The organism is Campylobacter concisus (genome assembly GCF_003048835.2).
Lineage (GTDB): Bacteria > Campylobacterota > Campylobacteria > Campylobacterales > Campylobacteraceae > Campylobacter_A > Campylobacter_A concisus_D.
In genome coordinates, this window is the sequence record NZ_CP060705.1 from 1886053 (window position 1) to 1902478 (window position 16426).

Consider the following 16426-nt stretch of genomic DNA (forward strand, 5'->3'; position numbering starts at 1 on the left):
TAAATTAATATTCGTTATTAAAATCTAAAAAGGAGATATATGCTTTTTAAGCGTAACAAAATCATTTTCAACATCCACCTAATAATCGGTCTGATCGCGGCTATACCGCTACTTGTCATGACGCTTATGGCGCCATTTGCCTCGTATAGAGCCGAGATAAAAGAGGCTATAAACGACAAATATATAAATTTAGCGCCCAACGAAAAGTCAAATTTAAGCCTAAGCGAAATTCTAGCCAAGGCAAAAGGCGAGATCAAATTTGACACGCTTGAAAATGTACAAATCGGCGGCGAAAACAAAGCTTATAGCATCAGCGTCACCAAAGACAAAAAACTCCGAAATTTCTTCATCGATCCGCGCAGTGGCGAGGTGATCAGCGAGGACTGGGGCGAAAAAGCTCGCGTAGTGATCCTAAGTCTGCATAGAAATTTAGGCCTTGCCCTGCTTGATAGTAAGGTCCCAGCCAATATCGGCAAGCAAATAGTCGCCATTAGCTCGATCATCATGGCACTGCTTGCCATCAGCGGCCTCATCCTCTACGCACCAGCGATCAAGCGAAATTTCCTAAATTCGCTAAAAATCAAGCCAAACGCAAAGGGCTACGCCTGCTTTTTCAACCTCCACACGAGCCTTGGCACCTACGTAGCGATCTTGCTTGTAGTGATGTCGCTAACTGGTCTTTACTGGTCTTACGGCTGGGTTAGAAGCAGTGTAAATAGCATATTTTTCGAGCTAAAGCCAAGCCAAGCACAAAGAGCAATGCCTCAAAGAAATTTAACCCCAATAAGCGATGAAAAATTTAAAGAGATCGAGTCTGCGGAGCAAATTTTTAAAGAAAATGTCACGCTAGAGCTAAAATCACTCACGATAAACGTGCCTGAAAACAACCAAAGCACCTACACTATAAACTACGAAACTAGCGAGAGTCAGGTAGGCAAGCTAAAGCTTGACGCTGGCGCTGGCAAGATAAAAGAAAATAAGCTTGTTAGCAAGGCTGAAAGTATCCCAGAGGCTAAAAAGGCTGGGCGAAAAGTGCTTAGCCTGCATACTGGAGAGATGTTTGGCGAGGTTGGTCAGGTCGTTTTTGCCGTCTCTTGCGTGATCGCCGTTTTACTAATAATAACTGGCTTTTTAATGACCATAAAAAGGAGCAAAGCACTCTAAATAAAAGTAAATTTTTACCTTGCTTTGGGTAAGATTTTAAGAAATTTTTACCACAAACAAGAGAGAAATTTATGAACAGAAAACGCATTTACAACCCAAGTTCAAATGAAAATTTGACCGACAGAAGAGTCTTTAACGGCAACCCACACGGCATTTTAAATTTCACCAAGGCAAAATACGAGTGGGCGTTAAAGCTTTGGGACCTCATGGAGGCAAACACCTGGTTTCCAAAAGAGGTCGATACCACAGACGACGTGCGTGACTACGCCTACAACCTTACAGAGGCCGAAAAACGCATGTACGACCTAGTTTGGAGCCAGCTCATCTCGATGGATAGCTTTCAGACGAACAACCTAGCTGACAACATAAACCCTTACATAACAGCACCAGAGATCAATGCCGTGCTAAGCCGCCAAGCCTACGAAGAGGCAAACCACAGCAAGTCTTACGCCGTCATGGTCGAGGCGATCTGTGACAACACCGACCTCATCTACGAGATGGAGAAGCACGACGACGTCTTGCGCGAGAAAAACGACTACATCTCAAGCGTCTATGAGGAGCTTGCAGGCGAAGTGACTGATGAGAAGCTACTACTGGCGATGGTGGCAAACCAAATTTTAGAGGGCATTTATTTTTACAGCGGCTTTACGGCGATCTACGCTCTAGCTCGCGCTGGCAAGATGCTAGGCTCAGCGCAGATGATCCGCTTCATCCAACGCGACGAGATCACGCACCTGCTTTTGTTTCAAAACATGATAAATTCAGTCCGCAAGGAAAGGCCTGACCTTTTCACGCCTGAGACTGAGGCGAAAATTTATGATATGTTTGAAAAAGCTGGAAATTTAGAGATAAAATGGGGCAAATACATCACCCAAAACCAAATAATGGGCTTTACTGATGATATCATCGAGCAGTATATCCACTATCTCATCGACCAGCGCCTAGTTGCGATCGGCCTAAAACGCAAATACAACGTCGCTCATCCGATCAAATGGGTCGATGACTTTGCGAAATTTAACGACCAAAAGTCAAATTTCTTTGAAGCAAAGGTGACAAACTATAGCAAGGGAAGTATCAGCTTTGACGACTTTTAAAAATAGTATCTTATCCCTTGCCTGCGTGCTTTTGGCTGGATGTGCTAGCAGTAGCAATGAAAGAGCCATTAGCATAGCAAATAAGGATTTGCTAAATAGTTTTAACCCTTACATACTTGCTAAAACTAACGAAACTAAAGATGCCGTCACCTACCAAAGCATGCCAGCTGGCGATGTCTGGCCAAGTCTGGCGCCTATTGGCTCTGCACTTGTTGTTGATGTTTTTAAAGAGATAAACAAAGCGTGCAACTTCAAATATAGCGACCTAAAAGAGACCAGGATGGTATATTTTGACGATAAAACATCGTTTTCTTACGAAGTCTGGGTCTTTAACGATCCGCTCTCGCAGCGTGATGACAAGATCACAGCCATAACTGTTTTACTAAAGCCAACTCCTGAAATTGGCGGGACGGATATGGATTTTAGAATTCCAGAAAATTGCCATGCGCCAAAGCAAACTATATTTGTATTTGGAAAATAAATGAGCGAAAATTTAAACCTAATAAGCCTAACTTTAAAGGCAAAAAATGCTACCGAGCGGCTAGAGGAGCTTGCAAATTTAGTTGAGGCTGCGCCAGAAAACTCTCTCCTGCTTGCAAGCGAGCTTTGCATAAGCGGCTATGATTTTGACGGCTTTTTTGCTGGGGCGAACAAAGCTATGCTTGGTGGCATGATAGGCAGCTTTGATGCGATGCTGCTTGAGCGCTTGCAAGAGGCGCTTAGCCCAGATAAATTTCTTGGTTTTACGCACCTTAGCAGCCTAAACAAAAGCGCAGGGCTCGCTCAAATTTCAAATTTAGCCCCACAGCAGGCAAAAATTTATAATGAATTTTTGCTTCTTAACTCAAATAACGTCTTTCATTCACAATTTAAAGCCGAACTTTTTCGGCCAAATTTAGAGCATGAGATTTTTGCCGCCGGCGAGGTGAGCGATATAAATGCATTTACATTTAAAGGGCTAAAGCTTGGCGTGCTGATATGCTTTGAGCTGCGTGATAGCAGGCTTTGGGCAAAACTAAGAGGGTGCGACATCATCATGGTGCCAGCCATGTGGGGCAAGGCTAGAGAAGAAGCCTACCTTAGCCTTTGCAAGGCGCTAGCCATCGCAAATAACTGCTACGTCATGATCTCAAGCTCGCTAGATCTTGAGACCACTGGGGTCTTTTTGCCAGACGGTACGCTAGAAGCAAGCGCGGTTTTTGACGCAAATTTGATCACACAGATAAAGAAAAATTTAGGGCTTTTATAAATTTTAAGATAAGCTTTAAATCGTATAATAACGATTTAAAATTTGTTTAGGATAGAAATTTTGACCCAATTAGAAGCGATAAAATGCCAAAATTTAGCTAGCGACATAGCCGACGAGATCACGCTAAGTCCGCTTTTGTTTGACGCTATATCAACAACCGAGCGTGAAATTTTCGTGCCTATCCCGGCACACGCTTACAAGCTTGACGCGCAGCCAATCCTTGGCAACCAGTGGATCAGCTCGCCCCTAACGGTAGCAAAGATGACGATGGCACTAGAGTGCGAAAATATGGATAACATCCTAGAAATAGGCTGTGGCAGCGGCTATCAAGCAGCGATACTAAGCAAGCTCGCGCATAGAATTTTTAGCGTCGAGCGCATAGAAAAGCTAGCCATGGAGGCAAAAAAACGCTTCGAGGCGCTAAAGATCAAAAATGTGCACGTAAGATATGATGACGGCAACAACGGCTGGCGAAGCTATGCGCCGTTTGATAGAATTTTACTCTCTGCTGCTGCTGATGAGATCTCGCCAAATTTGTTTAGCCAGCTAAAAAATGGCGGTATCTTGGTCGCTCCGATGAAAAAAGATGGTAAGCAGTTTATCGCTAAATTTAGAAAAGATGAGAGTGGAAATTTAGAAAAAGAGTTTTTAGACGAGTGCCTTTTTGTGCCACTTCTTGAGGGCAGAGAGTAGAGGTTTTACCTCTACAACTACCACCTAACCAGCCACTCACCGCTAGGGTGCTGCGTAAATATAAGATCATCAAATTTTGTAGTCTCTTCGCCATCTGCTGTGATAAATGTAACGCTAAAACTAAATGCATTTTCGGCGATAAATTTCACATTTTCTATACTCAAGATATCGACGCTGTCACTACAAGTGCCACTAGCCCTTTTTAAATGGCTATCATCTCTTCTTAGTGCAGGTGCCCTTGTGCCTGCTTCCATAAATTTATCATTTTTATTAGCCTTATAGCATGCCATATTTGCTAAAAATTCCTGCATCCTAGGCTTTGCACTATCAAATTTGGCTTGATACTCTTTTGGCACCTTAATGCCTAAAATAGCGCCTGGCACCGTCTGACCAATTAAATTTCTACTTTTTGTTAGTGTTGGCTCGCTTTTTGGTTCGCAAAAGGCAAGGCTACTAAAAACAGCACAGAGCACAATGGCAAGAAGCGATTTGGTTTTCATTTTTCTCCTTTTTAAATAAGAGCCATTCTATCTTGTGCCACTTAAAAGTTGCTTGAGTTATAAATTTAAAGAATAAATGTGAGTTTTTAGGAGAGGCAAAGCCTAAGCCTTGCCATAAATTTAGAATTTATAAGTGTAGCCTGTGTAAATCCCAACACTTGTATCCCTTAGCTGAGCGCCGCTATTTTTCTTATAAAATGTCTTATCAGCTTTTAGACCAAACTCTAGTGCGTTGTGAGCGTCAAATGAGTACTGACCGCCAGCTTTTGCGCCAACTAGCAAGCCTTTGAAATTTTTCTTGCTAGTTTCGTTTTCAAAGCTTTGTCTAACACTTAGATAGCCAAGACCAGCGTATCCGCCAAGCACAGCTTTAAAGTTTTCAGTGATGTTTGGAGTGTAGTCAACGCCTGCTAAAAGCTTATGTTTGCTCCATTTTGCGTCTGCTTCACCAGCATTTTTTCTAGCTTTAAAGTCGTAGTAGTAGCCGCCATACGCTCTATAGCTATCAAAATCATAACCGCCATAAAAACCAAGTCCGTAGTGACCTTTGTTGAAGTTATTTTTCTCGCTTTTTGCGATATTTTTAGTTTTTATCTTTGAGTTGAACGAATAATCGCCTTCGCCACCGACAAATGCACCTTGAGCAAGTGCAGCTGAACTAACTAAAGCTAAAACCAAGCTTGATTTTACAAGTAAATTTTTCATACTTCTCCTTTAAAAATTTTCGTGATTTTACTATTACGCGTTTAATCTATATGAAATTTAAATTTAACAAAGCCCTATTTTTCGCTATTTTTAGCCTTTAAAATTTAAATTTATTTATATTTACTATTAAATTTTAAAATTAGAAGAAATTTTCATCAAAGGAGAGAAAATGGCACTAGATAAAGAGCTAGTAAATTTCAGCGAAGAGCATGAGCTAAATGCGATTCTTTCAAAATTTGGCAAATCACAAAGCCAAAAAAATAGAGCAACACTTGGCGAGCTTGGCAAAAAATGCAAGGAAAAACTTGCTAAAAGAGTGCTAACTCAAGATGAATTTGGTGAGTTTGTAAAAGCTCATCTAAAAGAGCTTGAAGACAAAAAAGCTTAAATTTCCTGGGGGCAACCCCAGAATTTACCTGCAATCCTCTTTTGTCAAATTTATCACAGTAAAATTTTTGCCGTTCTCATAGCTATATATCCACGAAGCTTTATCGATAAGAGGATTTTTACTACTACAAAAGTCCTCTTTTAGCATTTCAGTCTGCATCTTTTTAAACTCCTCTATCTGATCTTTAGTAAATTTACTAAATTTAATATCCTCGCTATCATTTATAACAAAGGTGGTTTTTAGGGTCTCATTTTCACATGTAGCACCCATTATTACGCTATTTTCATCGACTCTTGTGGGAGCTGGCTCATCGATCATGCTTACAACAGCTTTAATAAATGCGTTATTACAATCAACCGCAAACGTAGAGGTCAAGAGCATAGATAGAGACAATATTATTTTCTTCATTTTGTATCCTTTTTGGAAAGTATATTAAATTTATTTGAAAATAGTAAAAAGATAAATTTACGCCCAAACTAGGGCGCAAATTTCTTAAGGAGGGAATGTTTAATATTAAAATTTATAAGTGTAGCCTACGTAAAGACCGATGTTGCTCTCTCTAACTTTGCTAACATCGTCTGCTTTGTAGAAAGCGTAGTCAGTCTTCATGCCAGCTTCTAGGATGTTGTTTTCATCAAGAAGGTACTCAGCACCAAATTTAGCACCTAAAACCAATCCTGTATCATAGAATTTTTTATTCACATCGTCTCTTGTGATCGTAAGTCTTGATACGCCAGTGTAACCGCCCGCAACAAGTTTGATATCTTTGGTGATGCTTGGAGTGTAATCAATTCCAGCCAATAAGCTGTGCTTTTTCCATTTAACATTAAATTTGTCATCAGTGTCATTGTCTACTTGCTTTTTTGTTTGAAAACTATAAAAATAAGCACCGTAAGCTCTAAAACTATCAAAGTCATAACCAGCTTTTACACCGCTGTTAAACTGACCTTTTCTAACGGTTCCGCTCTCGCCGTCTGTTGTTTTCTCTTTCCACTTTGACGCAAAAGAGTAACCGCCCTCGTAACCAATAAATGCTCCCTCTGCCATAGCAAATGAGCAAACCGCACATGCAATCATGCTAGCTTTCAAAAATGAACTTTTCATTTTCAATCCTTTAAAAATATAATGTAAATGTAATTTTACGGATTTTATTTTAAAATATTATTAATTTATAATATTAAATAAGCATTGATAAATTTATTTTATTTATATAGTACGTATTTTAGGGATTTATAAAGATAAATTTATAAAATTTTTAATTATTAAAAAATAACACCTAGTCGTTAAATTTCAAACAACTAGGCAAAATACTATAAAATTTCTCTTATTAAAAGCTGTGGTGTCACAAGCCCACGAAACGAATTTTTAGATACGCAAAAGATGATATCCACTATCTCACCCACCCTAACGTGCCTTGTGAAGTTAAAAAATAGTGCCTCAAGCGTTTTGTTGTCTTTTTGCAAGATAAGTTTTAAGTGGTTTTGATCCCTGCCTATGAGCCTCTCATTTTTCACGACGGCATTTTCTATCTTAAAGACTGGGCGTGGATTTTTCTGTCCGTATGGCTCGTAAAATTCCAAAATTTCAAGCAACTCAAAGTCGATCTCGCTTGGCATTATGTCGCCAAGTAGCTCATCTGAGCTTTTGCACTCTTGCATATTTAGGCATGAGCAGCTTTTATTTATCGCCTCTTTAAATTTTTCCAAATTTTCAGGCGCAAGCGTTAGCCCTGCTGCACCTTTGTGACCGCCATAGCTTGTTAGCAGATCTTCGTGGCTTGCGATGAGTGATAAGATATCAAGCTTGCCAACGCTTCTAGCACTGCCTTTTGCGCGGCCTTTATCGATGCTAAAGACGATAGCTGGCTTTGCAAAGTGCTTTGCCAGGCGGCTGGCCACGATGCCTATCACGCCCTCATGCCACTGCTCGCCCCAGGTGATGATGACCTCATCGTCCTCTTTTACGTCCTTTAGTGAGCACTCAAAGAGTTGGCGCTCCTCCTCTTTTCTGGAGTTGTTAAACTCGATAATCGTATCAAGGTAGTCGTAGGCCTCTTCGATGCTCTTTGCACGCAAGAAGTTAAATGAATTCATCGCATCGTCCATGCGTCCGGCTGAATTTATAAGAGGCGCTATAAGAAAGCTGATATCATCACACTCAAATTTATCCTTGCCGTAAAACTCTTTTATGACGCAAAATGCCGAGCGTTTCGAGGCATTTAACTTGCAAATACCCATGCGAACAAGCATCCTGTTCATATCTCTTAGCTCCATCATATCAGCGATTATCGCGATGGCTAAAAGCTCTAGAAATTTACTCATATCATAGTTTAGCTTGCAAACATCCTTTAACGCTCCAACCAAATACCAAGCCACTTCAGCACCGCAAATTTCGATATTTGGGAAGTTACAGTCTTCTTGTTTTGGATTGATGATAGCGTAGGCTTCTGGTAGAACGGCTGGTGGCATGTGGTGATCTGTGATGATAAGATCAATGCCTTTTTCTTTGCAGATGCTAGCTGCTTCATTAGCCGAGATGCCGTTATCGACGGTGATTATTAGACTTACATCGCTTACGAGCTCGTCGATGATCTCTGGGTTTAAGCCGTATCCATCCTTAAAGCGGTTTGGGATCTTTACTAGGTAGTTTTTTACGCCAAGATCATCAAAAAACTCGGCTAAAATCACACTTGAAACCACGCCATCAACGTCATAATCGCCAACAATAGCGATATGTTCATTTCTCTCGATCGCCTCTTTGATGCGATTAGCGCCTTTGTAGATATCTTTTAGGGCGCTTGGCGTTGGAATTTCACTAAGTTTTTTGTGTATGTCGTTACAAAATCTACGTGCTAGTAAATTCCTAATATCCTCTTTAGTTAACATAGCTTTGGCAAGGACTTTTTGATGCCCTACCAACTTTGACTAATGCTATTTGCTCACTTAAATTTACGCCTAAACTGCCAAAATTTTGGCAACAAAAATGTTTTTTTTTCATCGTAATCTTTCGTCTTTATTTTGAATGCTTTGATTATATCTTTTTGAAATTTAATTTCTTATAATTTTCATTGAAAGTAAGATTTTTAGGGCAAAAAACTTTTGTTAAATTGATACTCTTTATAAATTAGCCATTGTAAATTTGAAGTAAAAATAAGGGGTCCTAAGACCCCAAGAATTAAAATTTATATGTGTAGCCTAGGTAAGCGCCAATGTCTGTTGCCTTTAGATCTTTTGCATAGTCTGCATCGTACCAAGATCTATCAGCTTTTACACCAAATTCAATAGCGTTGTGTCCATCAAAGCTATACTCAGCACCAAGTCTTGTACCAAGTAACCAGCCTGATTGTGTAAGATCGTATGTGGCCCAAGCCTTGTTATTTTTAACATGTGACTTTAGGTTGATCACTGAAACACCAGTGTAAAGACCAGCTATTAGTTTAAAGTTATTAGCTATAGTTGGAGTGTAGTCACCACCTACTACAAATTTATGTGTTGTCCACTTTGTATCAAGGTTACCGCTGATATTAGCAAGAGCTCCGCTTTTGTTATCTTTAGCCTCTGTATGATAGAAATACCCACCATAAACTCTAGCTACTCCAAAGTCATAACCGCCTTTGATACCGATATTTGGCCTGCTGTCCTTTGCACTAATGCCATCTTTAGCTTTTAGCTTTGAGCTAAAATCATAGCCACCCTCAACTCCGACAAATCCACCTTGTGCCAAAGCAAATGAGCTAGCAAGCGAAAGTGCCAAAACACCTTTTAAAACGCAATTTTTCATTTTTTCTCCTTTATAAATGATTGCGTAAGCATTGTATGTTTAGCAAGATTAAAAAATACTTAAATAATTTAAATTTTATCAATAATATATTTACTTTTATTTTTAATATAAATTTGAGAGAAATTTAAAGAGAATTTGGCAAGAAAACTTGCCAAATTTATCATTTTACGTGATTAGCCAAGCTTGCTTTTATAAAGCCAAGTATTACAGGGTTTGGTCTAGTTAGGCGACTAGTAAATTCAGGGTGACACTGCACGCCTACAAACCACGGATGTCCTTTTAGCTCGACTGCTTCTACTAGTCCGTCGCTTTCGCCACTTACTATAAGGCCAGCCTTTTCAAAGACCTCTTTGTATTTTGGATTTGCCTCGTAGCGGTGGCGGTGGCGCTCTTTTACGCTCTTTGCGTTGCCATAAATTTCAGCCAAAAGCGTCTTTGGCTTGATGTCGCAGTTGTAAGCACCTAGCCTCATAGTGCCGCCAAGTGGGCTTGTGTGCGTTCTTATCTGCTTTTTGCCGTGAGCATCGATGAAGCTATCTATTAGATATATGATAGGATTTTTGCACTCTTTATTAAATTCCATAGAATTTGCATCTTCTAAGCCCAAAACATCCCTTGCAAACTCGATCATCGCTAGCTGCATACCAAGGCAAATTCCAAGATATGGGATCTTGTTTTCACGAGCAAATTTTATGGCCTGCATCTTGCCTAAAACGCCTCTTTCGCCAAAGCCGCCAGCTACCAAGATGCCATCCACATCTTTTAAAAGCTCATTTACATTACTCTCCTCTATCTTTTCGCTATCTATCCAGCGTAAATTTACCCTAGCGTCTAAATTTGCTCCAGCATGGATGATGCCCTCAGTTAGGCTCTTATAGCTCTCTTTTAGATCGATATATTTGCCTACAAAGGCGATTGTTGTTTCGTTTGTTGGGGCGATGATCCTTTTTACTAGGCTATCCCAGTTTGCCATGTCTGGTTTTAGCTCACTAAAGCCTAAATTTTCAGCGATCGGCACTAGAATGTCTTGCTTTAAAAATGAAAGTGGAATTTGATAGATACTTGCGCTATCTAAGCTCTCTATGACGCAGTTTTTCTCCACACCACAGCTTGCTGCGATCTTATCTTTTAGCTCGCGGTTTAGTGGCATTTCAGATCTGCAGATGATGATATCTGGGCTTATACCGATGCGTCTTAGCTCGCCTACACTATGCTGAGTTGGCTTTGTTTTTAGCTCGCCAGCTACTTTGATAAATGGCACGAGTGTTAGGTGGATATTTAGCGCTCTTTTTTTGCCAACTTCTACTCTTAAGGCTCTTATCGCCTCTAAAAATGGCAAGCCCTCGATGTCGCCAACGGTTCCGCCTATCTCAACGATGAGCACATCTTTGCCCTCGCCTGCTTTTTTTATGCGGTCAACTATCTCGCCAACGATGTGCGGGATAACCTGAATGGTCTTTCCAAGGTAGTCGCCACGTCGCTCTTTTTCGATGACCGAGCTATAAACTCTGCCTGTTGTGAAGTTGTTATCCTGACTTAGGCTCTCATCTAAAAATCTCTCGTAGTGCCCAAGGTCTAGGTCTGTCTCCGCGCCATCGTCTGTGACAAAGACTTCGCCGTGTTCTAGCGGGCTCATCGTACCAGGATCTACGTTGATATATGGGTCAGCTTTTAAAACACTTACCTTTAAGCCAGAATTTTTAAGTAATGTCGCGATAGACGCAGCTGCGATGCCTTTTCCAAGTGAGCTTAAAACGCCACCTGTGATAAAAATATACTTCGTCTCTTTTGCCATCAAATTTTCCTTAACTTTAGTTATTTTTTAATCTGCCGATTATACCCCTTAAATATTTAGTAAGGCATTAATCGTGCAATTTTTAAAAATTATTCTTTAAGTTTTTTTGTTATAGACTTCGACATCATGATTAAAAACTGCTTAAAAAACATCGCCTCTTTATATATAGACGGCTTTAAAAATATGAAAATAGGCAAGAAACTATGGCTTCTCATAGCGATAAAGCTTATCATTATGTTTGGGATATTAAAGGTCTTTATCTTTGATGAAACTCTTAATACCAAATTTCAAACCGACGAAGAAAAAAGCGAATTTGTAATTCGTAATTTAATAAAGGAATAAAATGTCTGAGATGGATTTTGTTGATTGGTCTAGGGCTCAGTTTGCGCTGACTGCCATTTACCACTTTTTGTTTGTCCCGCTTACGTTGGGGCTAAGTTTTATCATCGCCATTATGGAGACGATATATGTCAAAACTGGCGATAAGGCCTGGCTTGAGATAACGAAATTTTGGCTAAAGCTCTTTGGTATAAATTTCGCTATTGGTGTAGCTACTGGTATCATCATGGAGTTTGAGTTTGGTACAAACTGGGCGAATTATAGCTGGTTTGTCGGCGATATCTTCGGCGCTCCACTTGCGATCGAGGGCTTGCTAGCATTTTTCATGGAGAGTACTTTTTTTGCCATTATGTTTTTTGGTTGGGAAAAGGTTAGTAAGAAATTTCACCTACTTTCAACATGGCTTGTTGCGATCGGTTCAAATTTAAGCGCACTTTGGATCTTGATCGCAAATGGCTGGATGCAGTATCCAATAGGCATGAAATTTAACCCAGACACAGCTAGAATGGAGATGCAAAATTTCTTCGAAGTTGCGCTAAATCCACTTGGTATCACTAAATTTTTACACACAGTAACTAGCGGCTACACTATCTCAGCTCTTTTTGTGATAGGAATTTCTGCTTGGTTTTTGATAAAAAAACGCCACATCTTGCTAGCTAAAAAAAGCATCGTAGTTGCTAGCGCATTTGGTCTTATCACTTCGGCATTTTTGCTACTTAGCGGTGATGAGAGCGCATATCTTGCAGCTCAAAAGCAGCCTATGAAGCTAGCAGCCATGGAGGGACTTTATAAAGGCGAGAAAAATGCTGGACTAGTTGCAGCTGGTATTTTAAACCCAGCTAAAAAGCTTGACGATGAGAGCGATGCCTTTTTGTTTGAGATAAAAGTACCTTACGCACTTGGTATCATGGCAAACAGAGAGCTTAACTCATTTACACCAGGCATAAATGACCTACTTTATGGCAACAGCGAGCACAATCTAATAAGCGTAGAAGAGAAGATGGCAAAGGGCAAAGTAGCTATCGAAGCTCTTAAAAACTACAAAGAGGCTAAAAAAACAAATGACGAGAGCTTGATGAAAAGCTCACTTTCAAATTTAGAGAGCAACCTAAATTTCTTAGGATATGGCTATCTTAAAGACGCAAAAGAGGCAGTGCCACCAGTTGCGCTTACATTTTATAGCTTCCACATCATGGTAGCACTTGGTACATATTTTATAGCTCTTTTTGTTATCACTCTTTATCTAAATCTCTCAAGAAAATATAAATTTGAAAACATAAGAGCATTTTTGTGGATCTGCCTCTTTACCATACCGCTTGGCTACATCGCAGCTGAGGCTGGCTGGATAGTAGCAGAGGTCGGCCGTCAGCCTTGGACGATACAAGATCTAATGACCGTTGGTGTTGGAGCTACAAATTTATCTGACTCAAATGTCAAAATTTCATTTATATTATTTGCTGTTTTATTTACGGTCTTGCTGATTGCCGAGATCAAAATCATGCTTAAGCAAATAAAGATAGGATTTAACGACCATGCATAGTTTAAGCTTAGAAAATTTACAAATTTATTGGTGGTTTATAGTTAGCCTTCTTGGCGGACTTTTGGTGTTTATGATGTTCGTTCAAGGCGGTCAAACGCTCATCTTTAGCCTTGGCAAAGACGAGCTTAAAAAAGATATGCTCATAAATTCTATCGGTAGAAAATGGGAGCTTACATTTACAACGCTTGTTATGTTTGGCGGTGCTTGCTTTGCGGCATTCCCGCTATTTTACGCTACTAGTTTTGGTGGTGCTTACTGGGTTTGGCTGGCTATTTTATTTTGCTTTATCGTCCAAGCTGTAAGCTACGAGTACCGCAAAAAGCCTGATAACTTCTTGGGCGCTAGAACTTATGAAATTTTCCTTTTCATAAATGGCTCGCTTGGCGTTATCCTTATCGGCATGGCGGTTAGCACATTTTTTAGCGGTAGTGATTTTGTGCTAAATGAACACAACTTTGTCGAGTGGAAGACTCCATTTCGTGGTCTTGAAGCTTTATCAAATCCTTACTTGTACTTGCTTGGCATAGCGATGTTTTTCCTATCTCGCATAGGCGGCTGCTTATATCTTATGAACAACATTGCTGATGGTGAATTTATACAAAACGCTAGAAAACAGCTACTTGTTAATACCGTGCTATTCTTGCCATTTTTCTTAGGATTTCTTGCGTGGATACTTACAAAAGATGGCTTTGCATATGACGCAAACGGCGTAGTTAGCCTTGTGCCTTACAAATACGCTATAAATTTGATCGAGATGCCTATCGCTGGCATATTGCTTCTTGTTGGCGTGCTTTTGGTGCTTGTTGGAATTTTCCAAGGAGCATTTACAAAAAGCATTCGCGGAATTTTTGCTTACGGCGTTGGCGTTACGCTAGCTGTGACTGCACTATTTTTGATAACAGGACTAAATGGCACAGCATTTTATCCGTCATTTAGCGACCTTGCTAGTTCGCTAACTATCAAAAATGCAAGCTCAAGCCACTACACACTTGGCGTTATGTCCTATGTTAGCTTGCTAGTGCCTTTCGTGCTTGCCTATATCGTCGTAGTTTGGAGAGCGATAGATAGCAAGAAGATCACGCAAGATGAGATCAAAAACGATCATCACGCATACTAAGGATAAAAGATGTTAGAAGCAGGAATTTTTTTGATACTTTGGCCAGTAACGCTATTTATTAGCTACAAATTTGTTCTCTTTTCTCTTAAGAAATTTGACGCAAATAACTAAAATTTAGGGGCTTTTGCTCCTAAATTCTTCTTTTTATTTTTACCTCTTAAAACGACTTCTTTTATAAATTTACTTAAGCCTATTTTCATATAAGCGTTAGTTTTGTGTGAAATTTGGGGAGTAAGATATCATTAAATTTCACAAAGGAGCGAAAATGAGCAAGAATTTCTTAGGTTCTGTTGCCCTTGCGGCTGTTTTGGTGAGTGGTTTTGGCTTTAGTGCTCCACTAAACGCTGGTGTCTTGGCTCATCAAGTAAAGGTTCAAGGAGAGCTTGGCTCAGTCTTTATAAACCCCTACGACGTATCGCCGCTAACTGCTATCATCGATAGAGCTGGCAAAGATATCAAAGATATCCACGTCAAAGTAAAAGGCAAGCCAGATGGCGGTATCGATATCGACTACAACGTCTCAGAGCATGCCTTGCTTACACATGACGGCGTGCCTATTTGGGGACTTTATCCTGACTATCTAAACGAGGTCGAGCTTAGCTACACATTTAACGGTGCTAAAAAGGTTGAGACATATAAAATTTACGCCCAACCTATCGTCACATATAGCCGTGATTTTAGGTTCTCACACATGCAAAAAACTCGCGTCAAAAAGGTCGATCCTGCCTTTAAAAATAGGCTCTATCTCATAAACAACACAATAACAAGCGTCTATAAACCGCTTGATTGGAAAAATGGTGGAGCTGCTAGCTGGAACGACTTTACCGAAAACTACATCGTAGATACAAAAGGTGAGGTGAGATGGTATCTTGACTATCAGAAATTTTACGACCGTAGCGAGAGAAGAGTGATGGATGGGGGTATGATGATGGGCTTTCATCAGCTAAAAAACGGCGATATCAGCTTTGGCATGGCTCAAAGATATCTTAGATATGATCTAATGGGAAAAGAAATTTACAACCGCCCACTACCTAGAGGCTACATCGACCTAAGCCACGAGGTGATGCCACTAAAAGATGATCACGCACTTCTTAGAGTAGCAAAATACAACTATCATCACAAAAATGGCAAAATTTCTCACACCATAAGAGACCACATCATCGAGGTCGATAACACTGGCAAGGTGGTCGAAGAGTGGGATCTAAATGAAATTTTTGGCAACAACGTTTATCGTAGCAACCTCATAAAAGCACTTGATGCTAGGGCTGTTTGCCTAAATATCGACATGGACGCAAAAGAGATCAAGATAAGCGACGATCAGCCATTTGGCGATGTCACCTCCACTGGCACAGGCAGAAACTGGGCGCATGTAAATTCTATCTCATACGATGAGAGCGATGATAGCATCATCCTTTCGCTTCGTCACCAAGGCATCGTAAAGATAGGACGCGATAAAAAAGTAAAATGGATATTAGCCTCGCCTGAGGGCTGGAGCGAGGACTTTAAAACAAAAGTGCTAACTCCAGTAGATAGTAAAGGCAACAAGATAAAATGCGAAAACTCAAAATGCGAGGGCGAATTTGACTGGTCATGGACTCAGCACACCGCATGGCTAACGCCAAGATACGAAAACAAGGGCGATATAAAGCATATAAGCGTCTTTGACAATGGCGATGCTAGAGGCATGGAGCAACCAGCACTTAAAGAGGAGAAATACTCCCGTGCAGTTGAATATAAGATAGATGAGAAAAAGGGCACGGTTGAGCAGACTTGGCAGTTTGGTAAGGAGCGTGGATTTGACTTTTACAGCGCGGTTACTAGCAATGTCGAGTGGCAAAAGGATAAAAGCACCTACTTTATCTCAAGCTCAAATGTAAATTTACTTCGCCCTGACAAGACTATCAAAATGGTCTTAGTCGAGATCGACCCGAAGACAAATGATATAAAATTTGAGATGGATGTGGATTCTGCTTCAAGAGATGATGTCGCTTATAGAGCGATGGTTATCGATCCTGAAGTGTTTAATTACTAGTTTGAAAGTTTGGTGTGAGACCCCCTCTCA

At 40.3% G+C, this 16426-nt stretch carries 17 protein-coding genes; 10 read left to right on the forward strand and 7 right to left on the reverse strand.

Annotated features, from left to right (window positions below):
- Positions 1–39: 39 nt before the first annotated feature.
- From CVT08_RS09615 to CVT08_RS09635, 5 genes are all read left to right on the forward strand, one after another.
- Positions 40–1164 (forward strand): PepSY-associated TM helix domain-containing protein, encoded by a 1125-nt coding sequence (locus tag CVT08_RS09615; RefSeq protein WP_107856545.1) that lies wholly within the window; start codon positions 40–42, stop codon positions 1162–1164.
- 71 nt (positions 1165–1235) lie between these two features.
- Positions 1236–2258 carry a ribonucleotide-diphosphate reductase subunit beta gene (locus CVT08_RS09620; RefSeq protein ID WP_009494790.1) on the forward strand — a complete coding sequence of 341 codons (1023 nt, stop codon included), beginning with the start codon at positions 1236–1238 and terminating at the stop codon, positions 2256–2258.
- Entirely contained in the window at positions 2245–2739 is a 495-nt protein-coding gene (locus CVT08_RS09625; RefSeq protein WP_107856546.1) for a hypothetical protein, read from the forward strand. Before CVT08_RS09620 ends, CVT08_RS09625 begins: the two co-directional genes overlap by 14 nt.
- Positions 2740–3507, forward strand: a complete 768-nt coding sequence (locus CVT08_RS09630) for a carbon-nitrogen hydrolase family protein (protein ID WP_107856547.1) — start codon at positions 2740–2742, stop codon at positions 3505–3507. It begins immediately after the preceding gene.
- Between the two features lie 60 nt (positions 3508–3567).
- On the forward strand, positions 3568–4200 hold the full coding sequence (locus CVT08_RS09635; protein WP_107856548.1) for a protein-L-isoaspartate(D-aspartate) O-methyltransferase: 633 nt from the start codon (positions 3568–3570) through the stop codon (positions 4198–4200).
- A gap of 17 nt (positions 4201–4217) precedes the next feature.
- Here CVT08_RS09635 and CVT08_RS09640 read toward each other — a convergent pair whose 3' ends face one another.
- Positions 4218–4700, reverse strand: coding sequence for a hypothetical protein (locus CVT08_RS09640; RefSeq protein WP_107856549.1), 483 nt, complete (start codon positions 4698–4700; stop codon positions 4218–4220).
- 120 nt (positions 4701–4820) lie between these two features.
- Positions 4821–5405 (reverse strand): hypothetical protein, encoded by a 585-nt coding sequence (locus CVT08_RS09645; protein WP_107856550.1) that lies wholly within the window; start codon positions 5403–5405, stop codon positions 4821–4823.
- 169 nt (positions 5406–5574) lie between these two features.
- Here CVT08_RS09645 and CVT08_RS09650 point away from each other — a divergent pair, with 169 nt between their 5' ends.
- Positions 5575–5793, forward strand: coding sequence for a hypothetical protein (locus CVT08_RS09650; protein ID WP_103574159.1), 219 nt, complete (start codon positions 5575–5577; stop codon positions 5791–5793).
- A gap of 24 nt (positions 5794–5817) precedes the next feature.
- On the opposite strand, the gene CVT08_RS09655 is transcribed toward CVT08_RS09650, so the two are convergent.
- From CVT08_RS09655 to CVT08_RS09675, 5 genes are all read right to left on the reverse strand, one after another.
- A complete protein-coding gene (locus CVT08_RS09655) occupies positions 5818–6201 on the reverse strand; it encodes a hypothetical protein (RefSeq protein WP_108700401.1) in 384 nt (127 codons plus the stop codon).
- 105 nt (positions 6202–6306) lie between these two features.
- Complete coding sequence (locus tag CVT08_RS09660) at positions 6307–6897, reverse strand: hypothetical protein (protein WP_230855935.1); 591 nt, start codon at positions 6895–6897, stop codon at positions 6307–6309.
- A 206-nt stretch (positions 6898–7103) separates the two neighbouring features.
- Positions 7104–8678, reverse strand: coding sequence for a single-stranded-DNA-specific exonuclease RecJ (gene recJ, locus CVT08_RS09665; RefSeq protein WP_107856552.1), 1575 nt, complete (start codon positions 8676–8678; stop codon positions 7104–7106).
- A 289-nt stretch (positions 8679–8967) separates the two neighbouring features.
- Positions 8968–9573, reverse strand: a complete 606-nt coding sequence (locus tag CVT08_RS09670) for an outer membrane beta-barrel protein (RefSeq protein ID WP_107856553.1) — start codon at positions 9571–9573, stop codon at positions 8968–8970.
- Positions 9574–9733: 160 nt separating this feature from the next.
- Complete coding sequence (locus tag CVT08_RS09675) at positions 9734–11368, reverse strand: CTP synthase (RefSeq protein WP_107856554.1); 1635 nt, start codon at positions 11366–11368, stop codon at positions 9734–9736.
- Positions 11369–11494: 126 nt separating this feature from the next.
- Here CVT08_RS09675 and CVT08_RS09680 point away from each other — a divergent pair, with 126 nt between their 5' ends.
- From CVT08_RS09680 to CVT08_RS09695, 4 genes are all read left to right on the forward strand, one after another.
- A complete protein-coding gene (locus tag CVT08_RS09680; RefSeq protein WP_009295224.1) occupies positions 11495–11710 on the forward strand; it encodes a DUF4492 domain-containing protein in 216 nt (71 codons plus the stop codon).
- A gap of 1 nt (position 11711) precedes the next feature.
- The gene (locus tag CVT08_RS09685) at positions 11712–13247 is read left to right on the forward strand and encodes a cytochrome ubiquinol oxidase subunit I (RefSeq protein ID WP_107856555.1); all 1536 of its coding nucleotides are present in this window, start codon (positions 11712–11714) and stop codon (positions 13245–13247) included.
- Positions 13240–14364: a cytochrome d ubiquinol oxidase subunit II gene (locus tag CVT08_RS09690; protein WP_107856556.1), complete on the forward strand. Its 1125-nt coding sequence runs from the start codon at positions 13240–13242 to the stop codon at positions 14362–14364. Before CVT08_RS09685 ends, CVT08_RS09690 begins: the two co-directional genes overlap by 8 nt.
- 265 nt (positions 14365–14629) lie before the next feature.
- Positions 14630–16396 carry an aryl-sulfate sulfotransferase gene (locus CVT08_RS09695; protein WP_107856557.1) on the forward strand — a complete coding sequence of 589 codons (1767 nt, stop codon included), beginning with the start codon at positions 14630–14632 and terminating at the stop codon, positions 16394–16396.
- Positions 16397–16426: the final 30 nt, after the last annotated feature.